This window comes from Candidatus Palauibacter sp. (genome assembly GCF_965237495.1).
GTDB lineage: Bacteria > Gemmatimonadota > Gemmatimonadetes > Palauibacterales > Palauibacteraceae > Palauibacter.
Map to the genome: position 1 here is coordinate 1,810,084 of NZ_OZ250143.1, position 15,184 is coordinate 1,825,267.

The window sequence follows — 15,184 nt, forward strand, 5'->3', positions numbered from 1 at the left end:
CGGGCTAGCGCCCCCCGCCCGAGGCACCGCCCGAAGCACCCTCGGCTGCCCGCTCCTCCGCGGCGCGGGCCGCGACCGCGAGCAGGGCTTCCGGCGAATCCGCCTCTCGCAGGAGTTCGATGGCCATCTGCACCTGCGCGTCGCGCATCGCCCGACTCTTGAGCTGCGGGACCTCGCCGAATTCGGCCCCCGCGAGTTCGTCCGCGATGAGCCAGTCGACGTATGTCTGCGAGCGGTCGAAGAGTTCCCGCTCCACCTCGGCCCCCGCCGCCATGAGTTCGGACCAGACCTCCTCGCGCATCGCCTGCGTGACGGAGAAGCCCTCGCCGAAGTCGTGCTCCTGCGCATATCCCACCGCCCAGCGGAACACGAGGTTCCTCGGAATCACGCCCGAGCCTGTCGCGAGGCGGCGCAACTCCTGCTCGTCCGTCGAGAGCGTGTCACGGTAGACGAGGAGGTCCGGCGTGATTCCCCCGCCGCCGTACACCGTCCTCCCGCTCTCCGTGAGGAACTCCTCCCGCTCCTCAGGCTCGGAGGACGCAACCACCGGCTCCCCGGAAATCGCCACGGCGCTCGCCGCCAGCTCACGCAGGGCGCTCTCCCGGTCGAAGTCCCTCGAGATCGAGCGCCCCGTCGGCGTGTGCCAGCGCGCCGTCGTGACTTTCATGCCGTTGTTCCCCGAGAGGTGATACAGGGTCTGGACCGAGCCCTTCCCGAAGGTGGTCGTCCCCACGAGCACGGCACGGTCATGGTCCTGCAGGGCGCCTGCCACAATCTCGGAGGCGCTTGCGCTGAGACCATCCACGACGACCACGAGCGGGACATCGGTGTACCGGTCGCCCGAGGACGCCTGGAAGACGTGGTTCTGGTCCGGCAGACGGGAGCGCGTCTCCACAATCTCCCGGCCCCGATCGAGAAAGAGGTCCGTGACCTCGATCCCCGCCGGCAGCAACCCGCCCGGGTTCCGCCGCAGATCGAGGATCAGCCCGCGCGCTCCGTTGCCCACGAGGCGGTCGAGCGTCTCGACGAGTTCCTCCTTCGCCTGACGGCTGAACCCCCGCAGCACCACGTACCCGATCCCGTCGTCCAGGATGAAGCCCTGCGCCTGCCGCACCTGGATGACGTCGCGCACCATGCGGATCGCGAGCGGCCGACCGACGCCCACCCGCGCGATCGTGATGTTGACCGGCTCCCCTCTCTCGCCGCGGAGCGTGTTGACCGCCTTGTCCACGGACCAGTCTTCGGCCGATTCGCCTTCGACCTCGATGATGCGGTCGCCGACCTCGAGTCCCTCCCGGAGCGCCGGCGAGTTCGGAAGCACCTGGACGACCGTGATCCAGTCGCCCTTGACCTCGATCCGCACCCCCAGCCCGCCGTAGTTCGCGGTCGTGATAAAGCGCAGGTCCTCCGAGTCCTCGGGCTCCAGGAAGATCGTGTACGGGTCGCCGAGGTTGTCGAGCATCCCGTCGATGGCCATCCGGTACAGCTCGTCGGGCGATATCTCGTTGACGAAGCGGTTAGCGATCAGACGGTGGACTTCCTCGAGGAGCCTCCGGCTCTCGGCCGCGCCCGTCGCCCCCCCCTGATTGATGAGCCAGCCGCCGGTCGTGAGGGCGATGACGCCCACCAACACTCCCGTCGTCCAGGATCGCTGCGCTCTCATGCGTCCTCCATTCTGGCAGCCCACACCGAGGGTCCGGCTGCGTTCGAGCGGCTTGGCGCCGCCACGATCAATGTTTCACCCCGCTGCGCACAGGTAAAGCTCGCCTTCATCCGAAGCGGCTCGGGAACCGGTGCGCGACGAGCGAGCCGACCTTCCGTTCCACCTCGTCCGGCGTGCCCACCCCGTCCACGGTCTCAATCCGTTCATCGCGCGCAGCGAGTTCCAGATACCCCGCGCGCACACGCTCCATGAACGCTCGCGCCTCCCGTTCGATCCGGTCGCGCGGCTCCCCGTCCGCCTCCCCGCGCTCGAGCCCCACCTCCACCGGTACGTCGAGCACGACATAAAGGTCCGGAAGCAACCCTCCTGTCGCGGCGGAGGTCACGCGCCGGATCGTCTCCGCGGGCACCCCCCGCGCGCACCCCTGGTATACGCGCGTGGAGAGTTCGAAGCGGTCGCAGAGCACGACATCTCCCCGCTCCAGCGCGGGGCGGATGATCTCCTCCACATGCATCCGTCGTGAAGCCGAGAAGAGGAGAAGTTCCGCGGTCCCGTCCAGGCGCAGTTCCGGCCGCTCGAGGATCACCTCGCGGATCGCCTCCGCCGCCGCCGTCCCCCCCGGCTCGCGCGTCGTCACATGCGCGGCGCCCCGCTCCGACAGCCGGCGGGAGAGTCGCTCGATCTGCAGTGACTTCCCCGACCCCTCCGGACCCTCGAAGACGATGAAGCGGCCCCGGCCAGGCCCGTCGTCGGCGGCGCGCCCTGTGGGGCCCGGGGGAGTCATTCAGTCGTAGTGTTCGACGGCGAGGTGGGTGATCTGCCCTTCTCCCATCAGCCAGCGCAGCGTGTTCTTGAGCTTCCAGTGCTGGATGAAGATGTCGTGCTCCGGGTAGAGGCCGGGGGCCGTCTGCGGCGCCTTGAAGTAGAACGAGAGCCACTCCTGGATCCCCGACAGTCCGGCGCGCGCGGCGAGATCGAGGAAGAGCGCGAGGTCGAGGACGATCGGGGCCGCGAGGATCGAGTCCCGGCACAGGAAGTCGATCTTGATCTGCATCTCGTACCCCATCCACCCGAAGATGTCGAGGTTGTCCCACCCCTCCTTGTTGTCTCCGCGCGGCGGGTAGTAGTTGATCCGCACCTTGTGATACATGTCGCCGTACAGGTCCGGATACATCTCCGGCTGCAGGATGTACTCGAGCGCGCCGAGTTTCGACTCCTCCTTCGTCTTGAAGCTCTCGGGATCGTCGAGCACCTCGCCGTCCCGGTTCCCGAGGATGTTGGTCGAGAACCAGCCGTTGAGCCCCAGCATGCGCACCTTGAGACCCGGCGCGAGGATCGTCTTGATCAGGGTCTGGCCCGTCTTGAAGTCCTTCCCCCCGATCGCGACCCCCTTCTCCGACGCGAGGTCGATGAGGGCCGGGATGTCGCAGGTCAGGTTCGGCGCCCCGTTGGCGAACGGGACGCCCTCCATGAGCGCGGCCCAGGCGTAGAGCATCGACGGCGCGATGGCGGGATCGTTCTCCTCCATCGCCCGCTCGAAGGCCGCGAGGGAGTCGTGGGCCGGGCCCGGCTTCATGAAGACCTCGGTCGACGCCGCCCACACGATCACGAGGCGGTCACACCCCTTCTCCTCCCTGAACCGGCGAATGTCCTCGCGCAGTTGCTCGGCGAGTTCACGCTTGTTCGCCCCCGTCTTCACGTTGGGGCCGTCGAGCTTCTTCACGTAGGCGCGGTCGAAGGCCGCGGGCATGGGTTCGATCCCGCGCATGAAGTCGGCCAGCGGGTCGATGTCCTCCGGCCTGAGGACGCCGCACACCTTGGCCGACTCGTAGGCGTTGTCGGGGATCGGGTCCCAGGCGCCGAACACGAGATCGTCCAGCTCCGCCAGCGGCACGAAGTCCCGGATCAGCGGGGTCCGGTTCTCGGTCCGCTTGCCGAGCCGGATCGTGCTCATCTGCGTGAGGGAGCCGATCGGACGGTTCAGTCCGCGGCGTGTGGCTTCCACTCCGGCGATGAAGGTGGTGGAAACCGCCCCGAGCCCGACGAGAAGGACGCCGAGCGTCCCCTCGGCCGGGGCGATGGTTTCGGGTGATCTATCAGGGTCCACGATTGCGGTTCACTCCGTGTCTTTCAGTCTGTTTTCCTCGGCGGCTCACCATCGGGGCGCGTGTTGCGGTACACCCACCAGATGCGCTGAATGGCGGTCAGGTTGGTCAGGATCGCGAGGACGATGATCACGACTCTGAGGACGAGACCCTGGTGTCCGAACATGGGGGTTTCGCCGAAAATCAGCGCCGCGAAGCCGATCAGGATGACCCGCTCCGGACGCTGCATGAGGCCGACATGGCAGTCGATCCCCAGCGCCTCGGCGCGCGCCGGCGTGTAGCTGATCATGAGGGAGCCGGCCATCGCGAGTACGATCCAGTAGATCATCCCCACGTCGCCCAGCTCGAGGCGATAGTCGTTGTAGAGGGAGAGGAGTCCCAGGTACACGACGATCTCGGACAGCCGGTCCAGCGTCGAGTCGTAGAAGGCCCCGAAGGAGGAGGCGAGCCCGGTTCGGCGCGCCACCGGCCCGTCGAACAGGTCGAACGCACCACCCAGCAGGACGAGGAACCCGGCCGTGCTCACGTGATGCTCGTGGAAGAAGTAGCCGGAACTGCACGTGATGAGGAAGCCGAGAAGGCTGATGACGTTGGGGTGGACGCGGCGTTTCGTGAGCCAGGCCACGACCGGCTCGAACACGGCGCGGAGCCCGCGCTCTACGAGATCGCGGACCGCCTTCATGTCGCGAGGATGATCCGGCTTTCCTCGCCCTTGCGGATCCCCTCGCCGATCGCGTGGTCCACCCGGTCCATGAGCTTCTCGAAGTTCGCCTGGGACGAGATGAAAGCCTGGTAGCGGGCGTTGGTCTGGATCTTCTCCTGCAGGTCCCCGAACTCCCGCTCCTGTTCCTCGCTCGCCGTCTCGCCGCGACTGATCGCCTGCATCAACGCCTGCTGCAGATCCCGCATCCGGTTGAGCATCTCCGTCGCCTCGCGATCGGCGTCGATCTCGCGGCGGGCCGCACGCAGGTAGGCGTATTCCGGAAGCTGCGAGATGATGCGCCCCACCTCCCGCGCCTTCTCCAGCATGCGGTCTCGCTCGTCCATATCGTCCAACTCCGAATGGAATCAGGAAGCGCCGCGGGCCTACGCGACAGGCGCCGACGGGCGGGGAAACCGGACCGCGCGCGCCCCCTCTGTCCCCCCGACTGCGGGCGAGGCCGGCGATCCGCCGCCCGAGTATAACCCCGCCCCGCACCCCACGCGACTTGCCGGGCGCCGGCCGTGACGGCCGGTCGAATGGAGACGCTCTAACGTGCACGCGGTACAGTCCGGGGGGTCACGCGCAGCGCGCTCGCGAAGCGGGGGCGGCCGGCGAGATCGGTCGCGATGCCCTCTTCGGAGAGCGACGCTTCGGCCTGCAGAAACCGGAGGACGGCGGGCCCCTGCGACATCCCGATCTCCAGGAAAAGCGCCCCGCCTTCCCGGAGCCGGCCGGGCGCGCCCGCGACAATCGTCCGCATCACGTCGAGCCCGTCCTCTCCCCCATCGAGGGCGACGCGGGGTTCGTGGTCCCGGACCACCGGCTCGAGAGTGGCCCACTCGCCCGTCGTCACGTAGGGCGGGTTGGAGACGATGAGGTCGAAGTCTTCGGCGGGGCCGAGCGCCGGCCAAATGTCGGGCGGGCAGGCGCGCAGTTCCAGGCCCTCCGCGCCCGCGCGCCGGGCGTTCGCCCGGGACAGGTCGAGCGCGGCGGCCGAGATGTCGAGTCCCACGACGCGCGAGGCGATGCCCTCGTCGAGGAGAGCGAGCGCGATGGCGCCGGACCCGACGCCGATATCCAGCGCCTCGGCGGGCGCATCCCGGCCTCGACGCCAGGCGGCGACGAGATCGAGGAGTTGCTCGGTCTCCGGGCGCGGGATGAGCGCGCGACCGTCGGACACGAGGCGGACGCGCCGGAAGTCGACGGTGCCCTCGATGTACTGCAGCGGCTGCCCCTCCAGACGACGCGAAACCGCACGCGCCACTTCCGTCGCGGCGGCGGGCTCGACGCGTTCCCCGCCGGAGGCGCCGAGCTCGCTCCGCGACAGTGCGAGGGCCGCGGCCACGAGCCGCTCGGCCTCGACACGCGGCGCCTCCAGCCCGGCCAGTTCCAGTTCGCGCCGCACACCCTGCACGATCTCACGGCGCGTCGGCCCGGCCGGGCGGCGCCCCGCCCCACCTCGCGGCGCACCCGTCATCCGGACCCCGCCGCCATGCGCTCTTCCACCCCCGCCATCCTGAGCGCTTCGACCACCTCGCCGAGGTCGCCGCCGAGCACCGCCTCGAGCCGGTGCGTCGTGAAGTGAATGCGGTGATCCGTGATCCGGTTCTGCGGGAAGTTGTACGTCCGGATCTTCATCGAACGGTCGCCCGTGCCCACCTGCGTCCGCCGCTCGCGCGCCCGTTCCGCCTCCTGCGCGGCGACCATCCGGTCGAGAAGCCGGCTGCGCAGCACCCGCAGCGCCTTCGACTTGTTCTTGTGCTGCGACTTCTCGTCCTGGCACGAGACCACGAGCCCGGTGGGCCGGTGCGTGATCCGCACCGCGGAGTCCGTCGTGTTGACCGACTGGCCACCGGGGCCGGACGACCGGAATACGTCGATCTTGAGATCCGCCGGATCGATCTCGACGTCGACCTCCTCCGCCTCGGGCAGCACCGCGACGGTCGCCGCCGACGTGTGGATCCGGCCCTGGCTCTCGGTCTCCGGCACCCGCTGTACGCGGTGCACGCCGGACTCGTAGCGCAACCGCCCGTACGCCTCGGTCCCCCGAACGACGAAGACGACCTCCTTCACGCCGCCGAGCGCGCCCTCGCTCGTGTTGATGAGTTCGGTGTTCCATCCGGATTCGGCCGCGAAGCGGGTATACATCCGGTACAGGTCCGCCGCGAAGAGCGCGGCCTCGTCGCCGCCGGTCCCGGCGCGGATCTCGACCACGGCGGGCCGATCGTCCAGCGGGTCCTTCGGAACGAGGAGTCGGCGAAGCTCGCTCTCGGCCGCTTCCCTTTCGGTCTCGAGTTCGGCCGCCTCTTCCGATGCCATATCGGCGAGTTCCCCGTCCGCCTCGGCGGCGACCTCGCGCGCCTGGCTCAGGTCGTCGAGCCGCTTGAAGTGACGCTCTGCGGCCCGAACCAGCGGCTCGATCGCCGAATGCTCGCGCGCCAGTTCCTTCAGGAGCCCGAAGTCGGACAGCACTTCGGGCTGCGCCATCCGCTGCGCGAGTTCGTCGTAACGTTCAACGACCTCACGAAGGCGAGCCACGAGTCGGTCACCGTCCGACATCAGGTCCCCACACTAAAACGGGGCCCCGAGGGACCCCGTCGCGTTCGAAGGCGTCGGCGCGGCTGCGCGCGGTCAGGCATCTGCCGCGGCCGCCTCGGCCTTGCTCTCCGCGCTCTCCGCGCTCTCCGCGCCGCGGCTCGCGCGATCGCCGTACTTGGCCAGGAATCGCTCGACCCGTCCCGCCGTGTCGACGAGCTTCTGCCGGCCCGTGAAGAACGGGTGGCAATGCGAGCAGATCTCGACGTGGATTTCACCGACCGTCGAACCGGTTTCCGTCTCCCGGCCGCACGCACAGGTGATCTTCGCCGGCGCGTATTCCGGATGAATGCCTGCCTTCATCGTTCGTCCCTGCGCTGGTGGTCCGCCTCCGATCGGACGGAGGCATTCCCGAGTGAGCCGTATAATCTAGCCGTGCCCACGCAACCGCTGCAAACGCGTTCATGCGGGGGGCGGAGGCCGGGCCCGTACCGCCCCCGTTTACCTGCCGGCGGGCGAGAGCACCACGCGGTCGGCAACCACCGCTTCCACCCGGTCTCGCGAGTAGTAGAGCGGGAAGAAGCGGTCCGTCGCCCAGCCCTCGAACAGGTTCCGGTACATGGGATGATCGGGATCCCCCGACTGTCCCGGGTTGTTCGTGAACACGGCCGTGTCCCAGTCGCCGGCTTCCGTGATGACCCTGAACGAGGGGCCGGAGGTCTGGTTGTCCCCGCCCCCCGCCTGATTCACGGTCGAACCGTTGCCGCCCCGCGGGAGGGGGCCCACCTCGAGGCGCTCGCGCATCTCGGCGTTCACGACGCCCGAGAGCGGATGCCGCAGGCGCACGTGCTTGAAGCGCGCGTCTCCGTAGCGCCAGGAGTCCGACCCGAAGCGTTCCTCGAGCCCGTCGAGCGCGTCCGCGAAGGTGCGGGCGATGAACGCGTCGCGACCCGCAACCGGATCCCCGTCTCCGAGGGGCGCGAACCAGGTCGGCGGCGAGCCCAGCCAGTCGATGATCTTCTTGAGCGACGGGCCACCGAGCTGGCCCCGAACTTCGGCGGGCACGACGAGCGGCACCATCTGGTTCCGGAGCTCCCGCTCCCACGACACGTAGATCGCCGCCTCGCGTGAGTCGGGGGCGAGTTCGAAGTCCCAGTCGAGGAGGTCGCGCCGCGCCGCCTCCGCCCTGTCGCGATCGCCCGCCGACCCGCCCGTCAGCTCCACCGCCCGCAGCATGGGGACGAGGGACCGGGCGGGGAGCGACACGTAGTCCGTCGCGAGCTGCATCATCTCTGACATCGTGAAGCGGCGGCCCGTGGCGAGGACCTCGTCGATGCGCGCGCTCCGGAAGGGGTCGCTCCAGCTCCAGCCCACCGCGTCCCGGTGTTCGTAGCCGGGCGGGACCAGATTCTGGTTCGCCGTCGACCAGAACCCCTTGTCCGGGTTGAACACGTGCGGCTTGTGGCGGATCTCGAGGTAGCCGTCCCACTCGTAGCGGCCGTCTCCGGGCACCGGAACGAGCCCCGACCAGTTACGCCGGATGGGGGCGATGCCCACCGCCTGCCAGCCGATGTTCCCGTCCGCGTCGGCCCACACCATGTTCTCGCCGGGGATATTGGAGTAGTTGCAGGCGTCCACGAACTCCTCCCACGTCTTCGCCTGATCCATGCGCAGGCTGGCGAGGTAGGGCGCCCCGCCGATCTCCATCCACCCGGCGCGCACCGCGTACGCGACGTGGTTATCCCGGTCCTCGTACACCACAGGCCCGTGCCGGGTGTACTTGTGTCGGACGCGCACCGCGGTCTGCCCCCCGACCGGAATCTCATCCTCGATCACCCGCATCGTTTCCCAGGCACCCTCGTACCGGTACCGGTTCGGGTTATCCGGGTGGGTCTCGTAGACGTACAGGTCCTCCGCGTCCGTCTGGAAGACGGTCAGGCCCCAGGCGCCGTGCCCGTTGTGCCCGATCGAGATGCCCGGCAGCACCGGCTCGCCGCCGCCGATCACGTTCCAGCCGGGCCCCACGAGGTGCGCGAGGTAGCGGAGCGAGGGCGCCGCCTGGACCCGGTGCGGGTCGTTCGCCATGATCGCGTGGCCGCTCAGCGTGCGGCTCCCCGCCACGACCCAGTTGTTGCTCCCCGTCCCGGGCCACTCCGCCTCGAGCCGCTCACCCTCCGGGCCCCACGGGTCCACGGCCTCCCCCGCGAGGGCCAACTCCGTGCCCTCGTCCAAGGCGGTGGCGCGGAACCGAGGGGCGATGTCCTCGGGACGGAAGCGGACCGGACTGCGGAAGGCGCGGTAGACGTCGAGGATCTCGCTCCGGAGCAGCGACCCGTCGATCGCGGGGTCGAGGTCGAGTTCCGGCTCCCCCGGGTGGAAGTAGGAGACATCCTTCACCTGCTCCGCCCCGACCGCGGCGACGGCGATCCCGAGGCTCAGCTCCTGCCCGATGTTCATGAGCAGGCCCTGGTGACGCGAGATGACGATCTCCGGCTTCCACGGTTGCGGCCGGATGTCCAGCATCTCGAACTCGATGGGGAGGAGGTCGGAGTCGCGTTCCGTCTCGGCGATCCAGGCGTTGATGCCGTCCACGAAGGCCCGGATGATCCGGGCGCCGCGCGGGTGATAGTGGTTCAGCTCCGCCTCCAGATCCCCCCGGTACTGGAACAGGCGGGCCCCGCGGTCCCGCTCGAGTTCGCGCGAGCCGAGGATCTCGGAAACGGTGCCGGTGGCCTGGCGGCGCCACATCTCGAACTGGAAGAGGCGGTCCCGCGCGGCGTTGTAGCCCTGCCCGAAGAAGAGATCGTGCTCCGTCTCGGCGTAGATGTGGGAGATCCCCCACAGGTCCTTGAGGATTTCGACCTGCGCCTCGAGTCCGGGCACCCGCAGCGTCTCGGTCCGGGCCGGCGCCAGCGCGCGGCCGCCTCCGATGGCGTCCCGCGGAAGGTCGACGGTCGGGGCGCCGGCCGGCCCTGCCCCGGAATCCCGCCAGACCGGCAGCATGATGAAGAGGGCGAACAGCGCGACGGCTCGAATCCGCATCGGACTCTCCTTGCTAAACGTTGCTTCAGTCTGGAATTGTGTCCCTCAGGAACCCGTGGCACTCTTCCGCTTCGACGCGGCGCTCGCCGCATCCCCGGCTTCCTCTGAACCGAACTCCCCGGACTTCGAGACGCTCGCCCGAAGCGCCGCCATGAGGTCGATGACCTGGGCAGTGGTCTCCTCTTCGACCGGTGCCGTGATCTCGGTCCCGTCGGCGACCTTCCGCTCGACCGCTTCGAGCATCCGCTGTCCCACTTCGTCCTCGTACTTCGACGGATCGAACGTGTCGGAGGCGATCTGCTCGATCAACTGAACGGCGAGCGACAGTTCCGCGTCGATGACCTCGGCGTCTCCCGCCGGTACGGCTGCGATGTCCCGTACCTCATTCGCGTAGTGCAATTGCTCGAGCACGAGGTGGTCGCCGACCGGGCGCACGAGCACCAGGTACTGCTTTCCGCGCGCCGCGTACTTCGCGAGAGCGGCCCAGCCCGTCTTCCTCATCGCGGCGCCCAGAAGCCGGTAGGCCTTGTCGCCACCCTTCCCGGGCCCGAGGTAGTAGGTCTTCCCGATATACGCCCGTTCGACCTGGTCCACCGGCACGAACTCGACGATCTCGATCGCCTGGGTCGCCTCGGCCTCCAGCGCCTTCAGTTCTTCCTTCGTGAAGGTGACGTACTGGTCCTTCGCGAACTGGTATCCCTTCACGAGTTCGGGGCGCGGAACCGGCTCTCCCGTCTTCGCGTCCACGTACTGCTGCTTCACCCGGGTGCCGTCGGGCGAAAGGAAATTGAAGCGGACCTTCTGAGAGTTCTGGGCGGACGAAAAGAGCTGGCACGGGATCGAAACGAGCCCGAACGAGATCGTCGCCGACGCGATGGATCGAGGAGCCATGCCTGTCGTCTCTCCATTTCACGCCGAACCCGTGGCGTGTCTCCGAAACCGGGCGTCATGCCGAAGCCGGGGGCGGAATAATAGGTTCCGGGCCGGATCGTAACTACCGCGACTACCGCGCCCGCGGGTCGCCCGCCCGCAGCGAACCGTGAGCGGAGAGACGGGTCGAGGCACCCCTTCGAGAGTCAGCGCCGCGAGCATGCCCCGAGGAAAGCTGGAGAAGTACCGGGAAAAGCGCGCCTCCGAGCGCACGCCGGAGCCCTTCGGCGGTGCGCCCGGGACCGGCGTCGGGGTGTTCGTGGTCCAGTTGCACGCCGCGACCCGCCGGCACTACGACCTGCGCCTGGAGATCGGGGGCGTCCTCTTCTCGTGGGCCGTGCCGAAGGGCATCTCCGCCGATCCGGTCGACAAGAAGCTCGCCGTCCACGTCGAGGACCACCCCGTCGAATACATCGAGTTCGAGGGGGTGATTCCGGCCGGCGAATACGGCGGCGGCGAGATGATCGTGTGGGACCTCGGCCGCTGGATCCCGCTCGATGATCCCGAGGAGGGGCTCGAATCGGGCAAGCTCCTGTTCGAGCTCCGGGGCCACAAGCTCAAGGGCGTGTGGACGCTCGTGCGGCTGGAGAAGGGGGAAACGGGCAAGGAATGGCTCCTCATCCGCGAGCGGCGCGGCGGGCACCCGATTCTGGAGGACGGGTCCCTTCCGGAGGGTTCGATCCTTTCGGGCCTCACCGTCGAGCAGATGGCCGAGCGCGAGCGGGGCTGGTATCCGGGGGAGGAGCTGGCCGCGGCCCTCGCGCGGGCCCGCGCCCCGGAACGGCGGGTCGACCCGGCCGATGTCGAGTTCATGCTCGCCCGGCCCCGGGAGGACGCGTTCGACGATCCCGCCTGGCACTTCGAACTCAAGCTCGACGGCTACCGCATGCTGGCCTCCGCCGTCGAGGGCGAGGCGAGCCTCCTCACCCGGAACGGCCATGAAGCCCTCCCCACCTTCCCCGAGATCGCGCGGGCGCTGCGAAAGCTCCCCTTTCGCCGCGTGGTGCTGGACGGCGAGGTCGTCGTGCATGACGCGGCGGGCTACCCCAGCTTCCGGCATCTGCAGAAGCGGGCCCGGCTGTCGCGTGCGCTCGACGTGCGGCGGGCCTCGTTCGAGACGCCGGCCAGCTTCTACGCCTTCGACCTGCTGGCGTTCGACGACCACGATCTGCGCGACCTTCCGCTCTCCGAGCGGCGCCGCTTCCTCCGCGACGTGGTGCCGGAAGCGGGGCCGATCCGGTTCAGCGAACACTTCGAGGGGTGCGGAGAGGCGCTCTTCCGGCAGGTGCGGGAGATGGGGCTCGAGGGGATCATGGCCAAGCGCGCCGACTCCCGGTACGTCGGCGGTCGCTCCTCCGACTGGCGGAAGATCCACGCCGCGCGCCAGGCCCGCTTCGTCATCGTCGGCTTCACGACGCCCGCGGGCTCGCGCACGGGCTTCGGCGCCCTTCACCTCGGCGCCTACTCCCCCGCCGAGCCTTCCGGCGCCGAGCTCGCCCTTCACTACATCGGCCGCGTCGGGACCGGCTTCAACGAACTGCTCCTGTCCGAGCTTCGCACCAACCTCGACGCGCTGCGAGTTGAGCGGCCCCCCTTCGTCACGCCGGCCCCCGCGGGAGACGATCACACATGGGTCGCGCCCGAACTCGTGGCCGAGATCCGGTACAAGGAGGTCACCGATGGAGGTCTTCTGCGGCACCCCGTCTTCCTCCGACTCCTCCCCGTCCCGGAGGAGGGGGACGGGGCGACCTCGGATAAGGATGCGGAACACGTACTCCCCACGGATTGCCGACTTCCCCGTGATCCGCGCGCGGCCCTCGCCGATCCCGTTCGGGTGGACACGTCTCCCCCACCTGTAGAGGAACTGTCGCTCTCGAATCTGGACAAGGTCTTCTGGCCGGAGGAGGGATACACGAAGGGGGATCTCATTGCGTACTATCATGATATCGCTCCGTGGCTGATTAAATTTCTCAAGGACCGACCTCTCGTGCTCACGCGCTATCCGGACGGGATTCACGGGAAGTCCTTCTTCCAGAAGAACGCGCCCGGCTTTCAGCCCGAATGGGTGCGCACGGAGGCGATCTGGAGCGAGGGTTCCGAGCGGGAGATCCACTACTTCATCGCCGACGACCCCGCCGCCCTCGTGTTCATCGCGAACCTCGGGGCGATTCCGCTCCACGTGTGGGCGAGCCGCATCGGGGGCCTGGACCGGCCCGACTGGTGTCTCCTCGACCTCGACCCGAAGCACAAGCGGGACGGCGAGGAGGTCTACGCCCCGTTCGGGGAGGTGGTCGAGGTCGCGCGCACGATCGGCGCCCTGTGCCGGGAGATCGGGCTGCCCAGCTATCCCAAGACGAGCGGTTCCTCGGGGATCCATGTGATGATCCCGCTCGGCGGGCAGCTGGACTACGAGCAGTCGCGGACGCTCGCGCTCCTGCTCGCGAAGACGGTGGCGGCGGAGATTCCCGACCGGGCGACGATCGTCCGGAACCCATCGGGACGTGACGGGAAGGTCTACATCGACTACGTCCAGAACGGGCGCGGGCGGCTCGTCGTCGCGCCCTATTCCGTGCGGCCGCGGGCGGGGGCCACGGTGTCGGCGCCACTGCGCTGGGGCGAGGTGGAGGAGGGACTGTCGATGGAGGACTTCACGATCCGCACCATGCCGGAGCGGGCGCGGGCGCTGGACCCCGACCCGCTGCTGGGCGTGCTGTCGGACGCACCCGACCTCATGGCGGCGCTCGAGGCGCTGCAGCGGAGGATGGGCGGGTGAGCGGAGCGGAGGGGCGCGGGCGCAGGCCGCCCGGGCGGCTGTCCGGAATCCCGGGCTTCGACATCGACGCGGTGGCGCGGGCGGCAGAGGGCGATCCCGACATCCTCCGCCTCGAGAACCTGGACACCGACCTGCGGCCGCCCCCGGCGGCGCTGGCCGCCACCCGCGCGGCGCTCGAATCGCCGGCCGCCAACAGCTACCTGCCCTTCACGGGCCGGGGCGACCTGCGGGCGGCGGCCGCCCGGCACGTCGGCCGTCTGGCCGGGCGCACGTACGACCCCGACCGGGAGTGCGTGATCACCGCCGGCGGCACGGAGGGCCTCCTGAACGCGCTCCTCGCGACCGTGGACCCGGGCGACGAGGTGATCGTCACCGACCCCACGTACGCCGGCATGCTCCAGCGCGTGCGGCTGGCCGGGGCGACCCCCCGGCTCGCGCCCTGGGCCTTCGATCCGGCGGCCGGCTGGCGTCTCGACCTCGACGCGCTCGCCGGGTGCGTCGGGCGCCGGACCCGGGCGCTCTTCATCATGAACCCATCCATGCCGTCCGGCGGCGTGCTCGACGCCGAGGATTGGGCCGCGGTCGCGGAACTCTGCGAGCGCCACGACCTGTGGCTCATCTACAACGCGGCGATGGAGCGCATCCTCTACGACCGGCGGCCCTACCTGCACCCGGCCGGTCTTCCCGGGATGCGCGACCGCACGCTCACCGTCGGTTCGGTCTCGAAGGAGTACCGGATGATCGGGTGGCGCGTGGGCTGGGTCGTGGGACCGGCGGCGGTCCTCGCGGATGTGGCCAAGGTGGGGATCTACAACGTCGTCACCGGGGTCGGGATCGGGCAGCCCGGTGCGCTGGCTGCGCTGACCGCCGCGGACGAAGCAGCGAACGTGGCCGCGAGCGTGGAGCGCTGGGAGCGGCGGCGCGAGGCGGTGCTCGAGGCGCTCCGCAACTATCCGGTGCGCCCCGCGGCCGGCGGGTGGTCCCTCCTCGTCGACACCCGCCCGCTCGGCCTCCCGGCCCGCGAGCTATCGACACGCCTGCTGACCGGAGCGGGCGTCGCGGCTACTCCGATGGACGCGTGGGGCGGACCCGACGCCGCGTCTCTGCTCCGGATTGTGTTCAGCAGAGAACCGGCGGTTCGCCTCCGCACGCTCGGCGACCGCTTCGCCCACGTCCTATAGCTGGGACCGCTGCCTGCCTCACGGCGAGGCGGCCGCTTGAACGCGGTCTCAGCGCTTCCAGTCCGCCGCCGCGGGCAATCCGTCGCTGACCATGATCTCGAGTCCCGGCTCGGGGGCCAGCGCGTCCAGGGCCCCGGGGCTGAGGTCGCCGGCCGGCAGGTCACGGAGGATGGCCCGTACCTGGCCCGTCACCGGGTCGCGCATGATCACTGTCGGCGGCTCGCTCCCCTCCCGCATTTCGACGGTGCCGCC

Annotated in this window: 13 protein-coding genes; 2 read left to right on the forward strand and 11 right to left on the reverse strand. The window is 69.5% G+C overall.

Features of this window, described 5'->3' with window-relative positions; all coding sequences use genetic code 11:
* Positions 1–4: 4 nt before the first annotated feature.
* The 10 genes from ACPXY0_RS07960 to ACPXY0_RS08005 form a co-directional block, all read right to left on the reverse strand.
* Entirely contained in the window at positions 5–1,663 is a 1,659-nt protein-coding gene (locus ACPXY0_RS07960; protein WP_423930050.1) for a S41 family peptidase, read from the reverse strand.
* A gap of 106 nt (positions 1,664–1,769) precedes the next feature.
* A complete protein-coding gene (tmk, locus tag ACPXY0_RS07965) occupies positions 1,770–2,447 on the reverse strand; it encodes a dTMP kinase (protein ID WP_423930052.1) in 678 nt (225 codons plus the stop codon).
* On the reverse strand, positions 2,448–3,770 hold the full coding sequence (locus tag ACPXY0_RS07970; RefSeq protein ID WP_423930054.1) for an inositol-3-phosphate synthase: 1,323 nt from the start codon (positions 3,768–3,770) through the stop codon (positions 2,448–2,450). It abuts the gene before it with no gap.
* A gap of 23 nt (positions 3,771–3,793) precedes the next feature.
* Positions 3,794–4,450, reverse strand: coding sequence for a CDP-alcohol phosphatidyltransferase family protein (locus ACPXY0_RS07975; RefSeq protein WP_423930056.1), 657 nt, complete (start codon positions 4,448–4,450; stop codon positions 3,794–3,796).
* The gene (locus ACPXY0_RS07980; RefSeq protein WP_419935332.1) at positions 4,447–4,815 is read right to left on the reverse strand and encodes a YlbF family regulator; all 369 of its coding nucleotides are present in this window, start codon (positions 4,813–4,815) and stop codon (positions 4,447–4,449) included. Before ACPXY0_RS07980 ends, ACPXY0_RS07975 begins: the two co-directional genes overlap by 4 nt.
* A 203-nt stretch (positions 4,816–5,018) precedes the next feature.
* Complete coding sequence (gene prmC / locus ACPXY0_RS07985) at positions 5,019–5,948, reverse strand: peptide chain release factor N(5)-glutamine methyltransferase (RefSeq protein ID WP_423930059.1); 930 nt, start codon at positions 5,946–5,948, stop codon at positions 5,019–5,021.
* Positions 5,945–7,030 (reverse strand): peptide chain release factor 1, encoded by a 1,086-nt coding sequence (gene prfA / locus ACPXY0_RS07990; protein WP_423930061.1) that lies wholly within the window; start codon positions 7,028–7,030, stop codon positions 5,945–5,947. Before prfA ends, prmC begins: the two co-directional genes overlap by 4 nt.
* A 72-nt stretch (positions 7,031–7,102) precedes the next feature.
* Positions 7,103–7,369 carry a 50S ribosomal protein L31 gene (gene rpmE, locus ACPXY0_RS07995; protein WP_423930063.1) on the reverse strand — a complete coding sequence of 89 codons (267 nt, stop codon included), beginning with the start codon at positions 7,367–7,369 and terminating at the stop codon, positions 7,103–7,105.
* 138 nt (positions 7,370–7,507) lie between these two features.
* Complete coding sequence (locus tag ACPXY0_RS08000) at positions 7,508–10,048, reverse strand: penicillin acylase family protein (RefSeq protein WP_423930065.1); 2,541 nt, start codon at positions 10,046–10,048, stop codon at positions 7,508–7,510.
* Between the two features lie 45 nt (positions 10,049–10,093).
* A complete protein-coding gene (locus ACPXY0_RS08005; protein ID WP_423930067.1) occupies positions 10,094–10,939 on the reverse strand; it encodes a Ku protein in 846 nt (281 codons plus the stop codon).
* 199 nt (positions 10,940–11,138) lie between these two features.
* On the opposite strand from ACPXY0_RS08005, the gene ligD reads away from it, so the two are divergent.
* Together ligD and ACPXY0_RS08015 are read left to right on the forward strand one after the other, a co-directional pair.
* Positions 11,139–13,751, forward strand: coding sequence for a DNA ligase D (gene ligD, locus ACPXY0_RS08010; protein WP_423930069.1), 2,613 nt, complete (start codon positions 11,139–11,141; stop codon positions 13,749–13,751).
* Positions 13,748–14,932, forward strand: a complete 1,185-nt coding sequence (locus ACPXY0_RS08015) for a pyridoxal phosphate-dependent aminotransferase (RefSeq protein WP_423930071.1) — start codon at positions 13,748–13,750, stop codon at positions 14,930–14,932. The genes ligD and ACPXY0_RS08015 overlap by 4 nt, the downstream gene beginning before the upstream one ends.
* A gap of 48 nt (positions 14,933–14,980) precedes the next feature.
* On the opposite strand, the gene ACPXY0_RS08020 is transcribed toward ACPXY0_RS08015, so the two are convergent.
* The gene (locus tag ACPXY0_RS08020) at positions 14,981–15,136 is read right to left on the reverse strand and encodes a hypothetical protein (RefSeq protein WP_423930073.1); all 156 of its coding nucleotides are present in this window, start codon (positions 15,134–15,136) and stop codon (positions 14,981–14,983) included.
* Positions 15,137–15,184 lie beyond the last annotated feature (48 nt).

Coding starts and splice junctions, on each gene's coding strand:
- ligD (WP_423930069.1), top strand. CDS start 11,139: ATGCCCCGAGGAAAGCTGGAGAAGTACCGGGAAAAGCGCGCCTCCGAG.
- prmC (WP_423930059.1), bottom strand. CDS start 5,948: ATGACGGGTGCGCCGCGAGGTGGGGCGGGGCGCCGCCCGGCCGGGCCG.
- rpmE (WP_423930063.1), bottom strand. CDS start 7,369: ATGAAGGCAGGCATTCATCCGGAATACGCGCCGGCGAAGATCACCTGT.
- prfA (WP_423930061.1), bottom strand. CDS start 7,030: ATGTCGGACGGTGACCGACTCGTGGCTCGCCTTCGTGAGGTCGTTGAA.
- ACPXY0_RS08020 (WP_423930073.1), bottom strand. CDS start 15,136: ATGCGCGACCCGGTGACGGGCCAGGTACGGGCCATCCTCCGTGACCTG.
- tmk (WP_423930052.1), bottom strand. CDS start 2,447: ATGACTCCCCCGGGCCCCACAGGGCGCGCCGCCGACGACGGGCCTGGC.
- ACPXY0_RS08005 (WP_423930067.1), bottom strand. CDS start 10,939: ATGGCTCCTCGATCCATCGCGTCGGCGACGATCTCGTTCGGGCTCGTT.
- ACPXY0_RS08000 (WP_423930065.1), bottom strand. CDS start 10,048: ATGCGGATTCGAGCCGTCGCGCTGTTCGCCCTCTTCATCATGCTGCCG.
- ACPXY0_RS07980 (WP_419935332.1), bottom strand. CDS start 4,815: ATGGACGAGCGAGACCGCATGCTGGAGAAGGCGCGGGAGGTGGGGCGC.
- ACPXY0_RS07960 (WP_423930050.1), bottom strand. CDS start 1,663: ATGAGAGCGCAGCGATCCTGGACGACGGGAGTGTTGGTGGGCGTCATC.
- ACPXY0_RS07975 (WP_423930056.1), bottom strand. CDS start 4,450: ATGAAGGCGGTCCGCGATCTCGTAGAGCGCGGGCTCCGCGCCGTGTTC.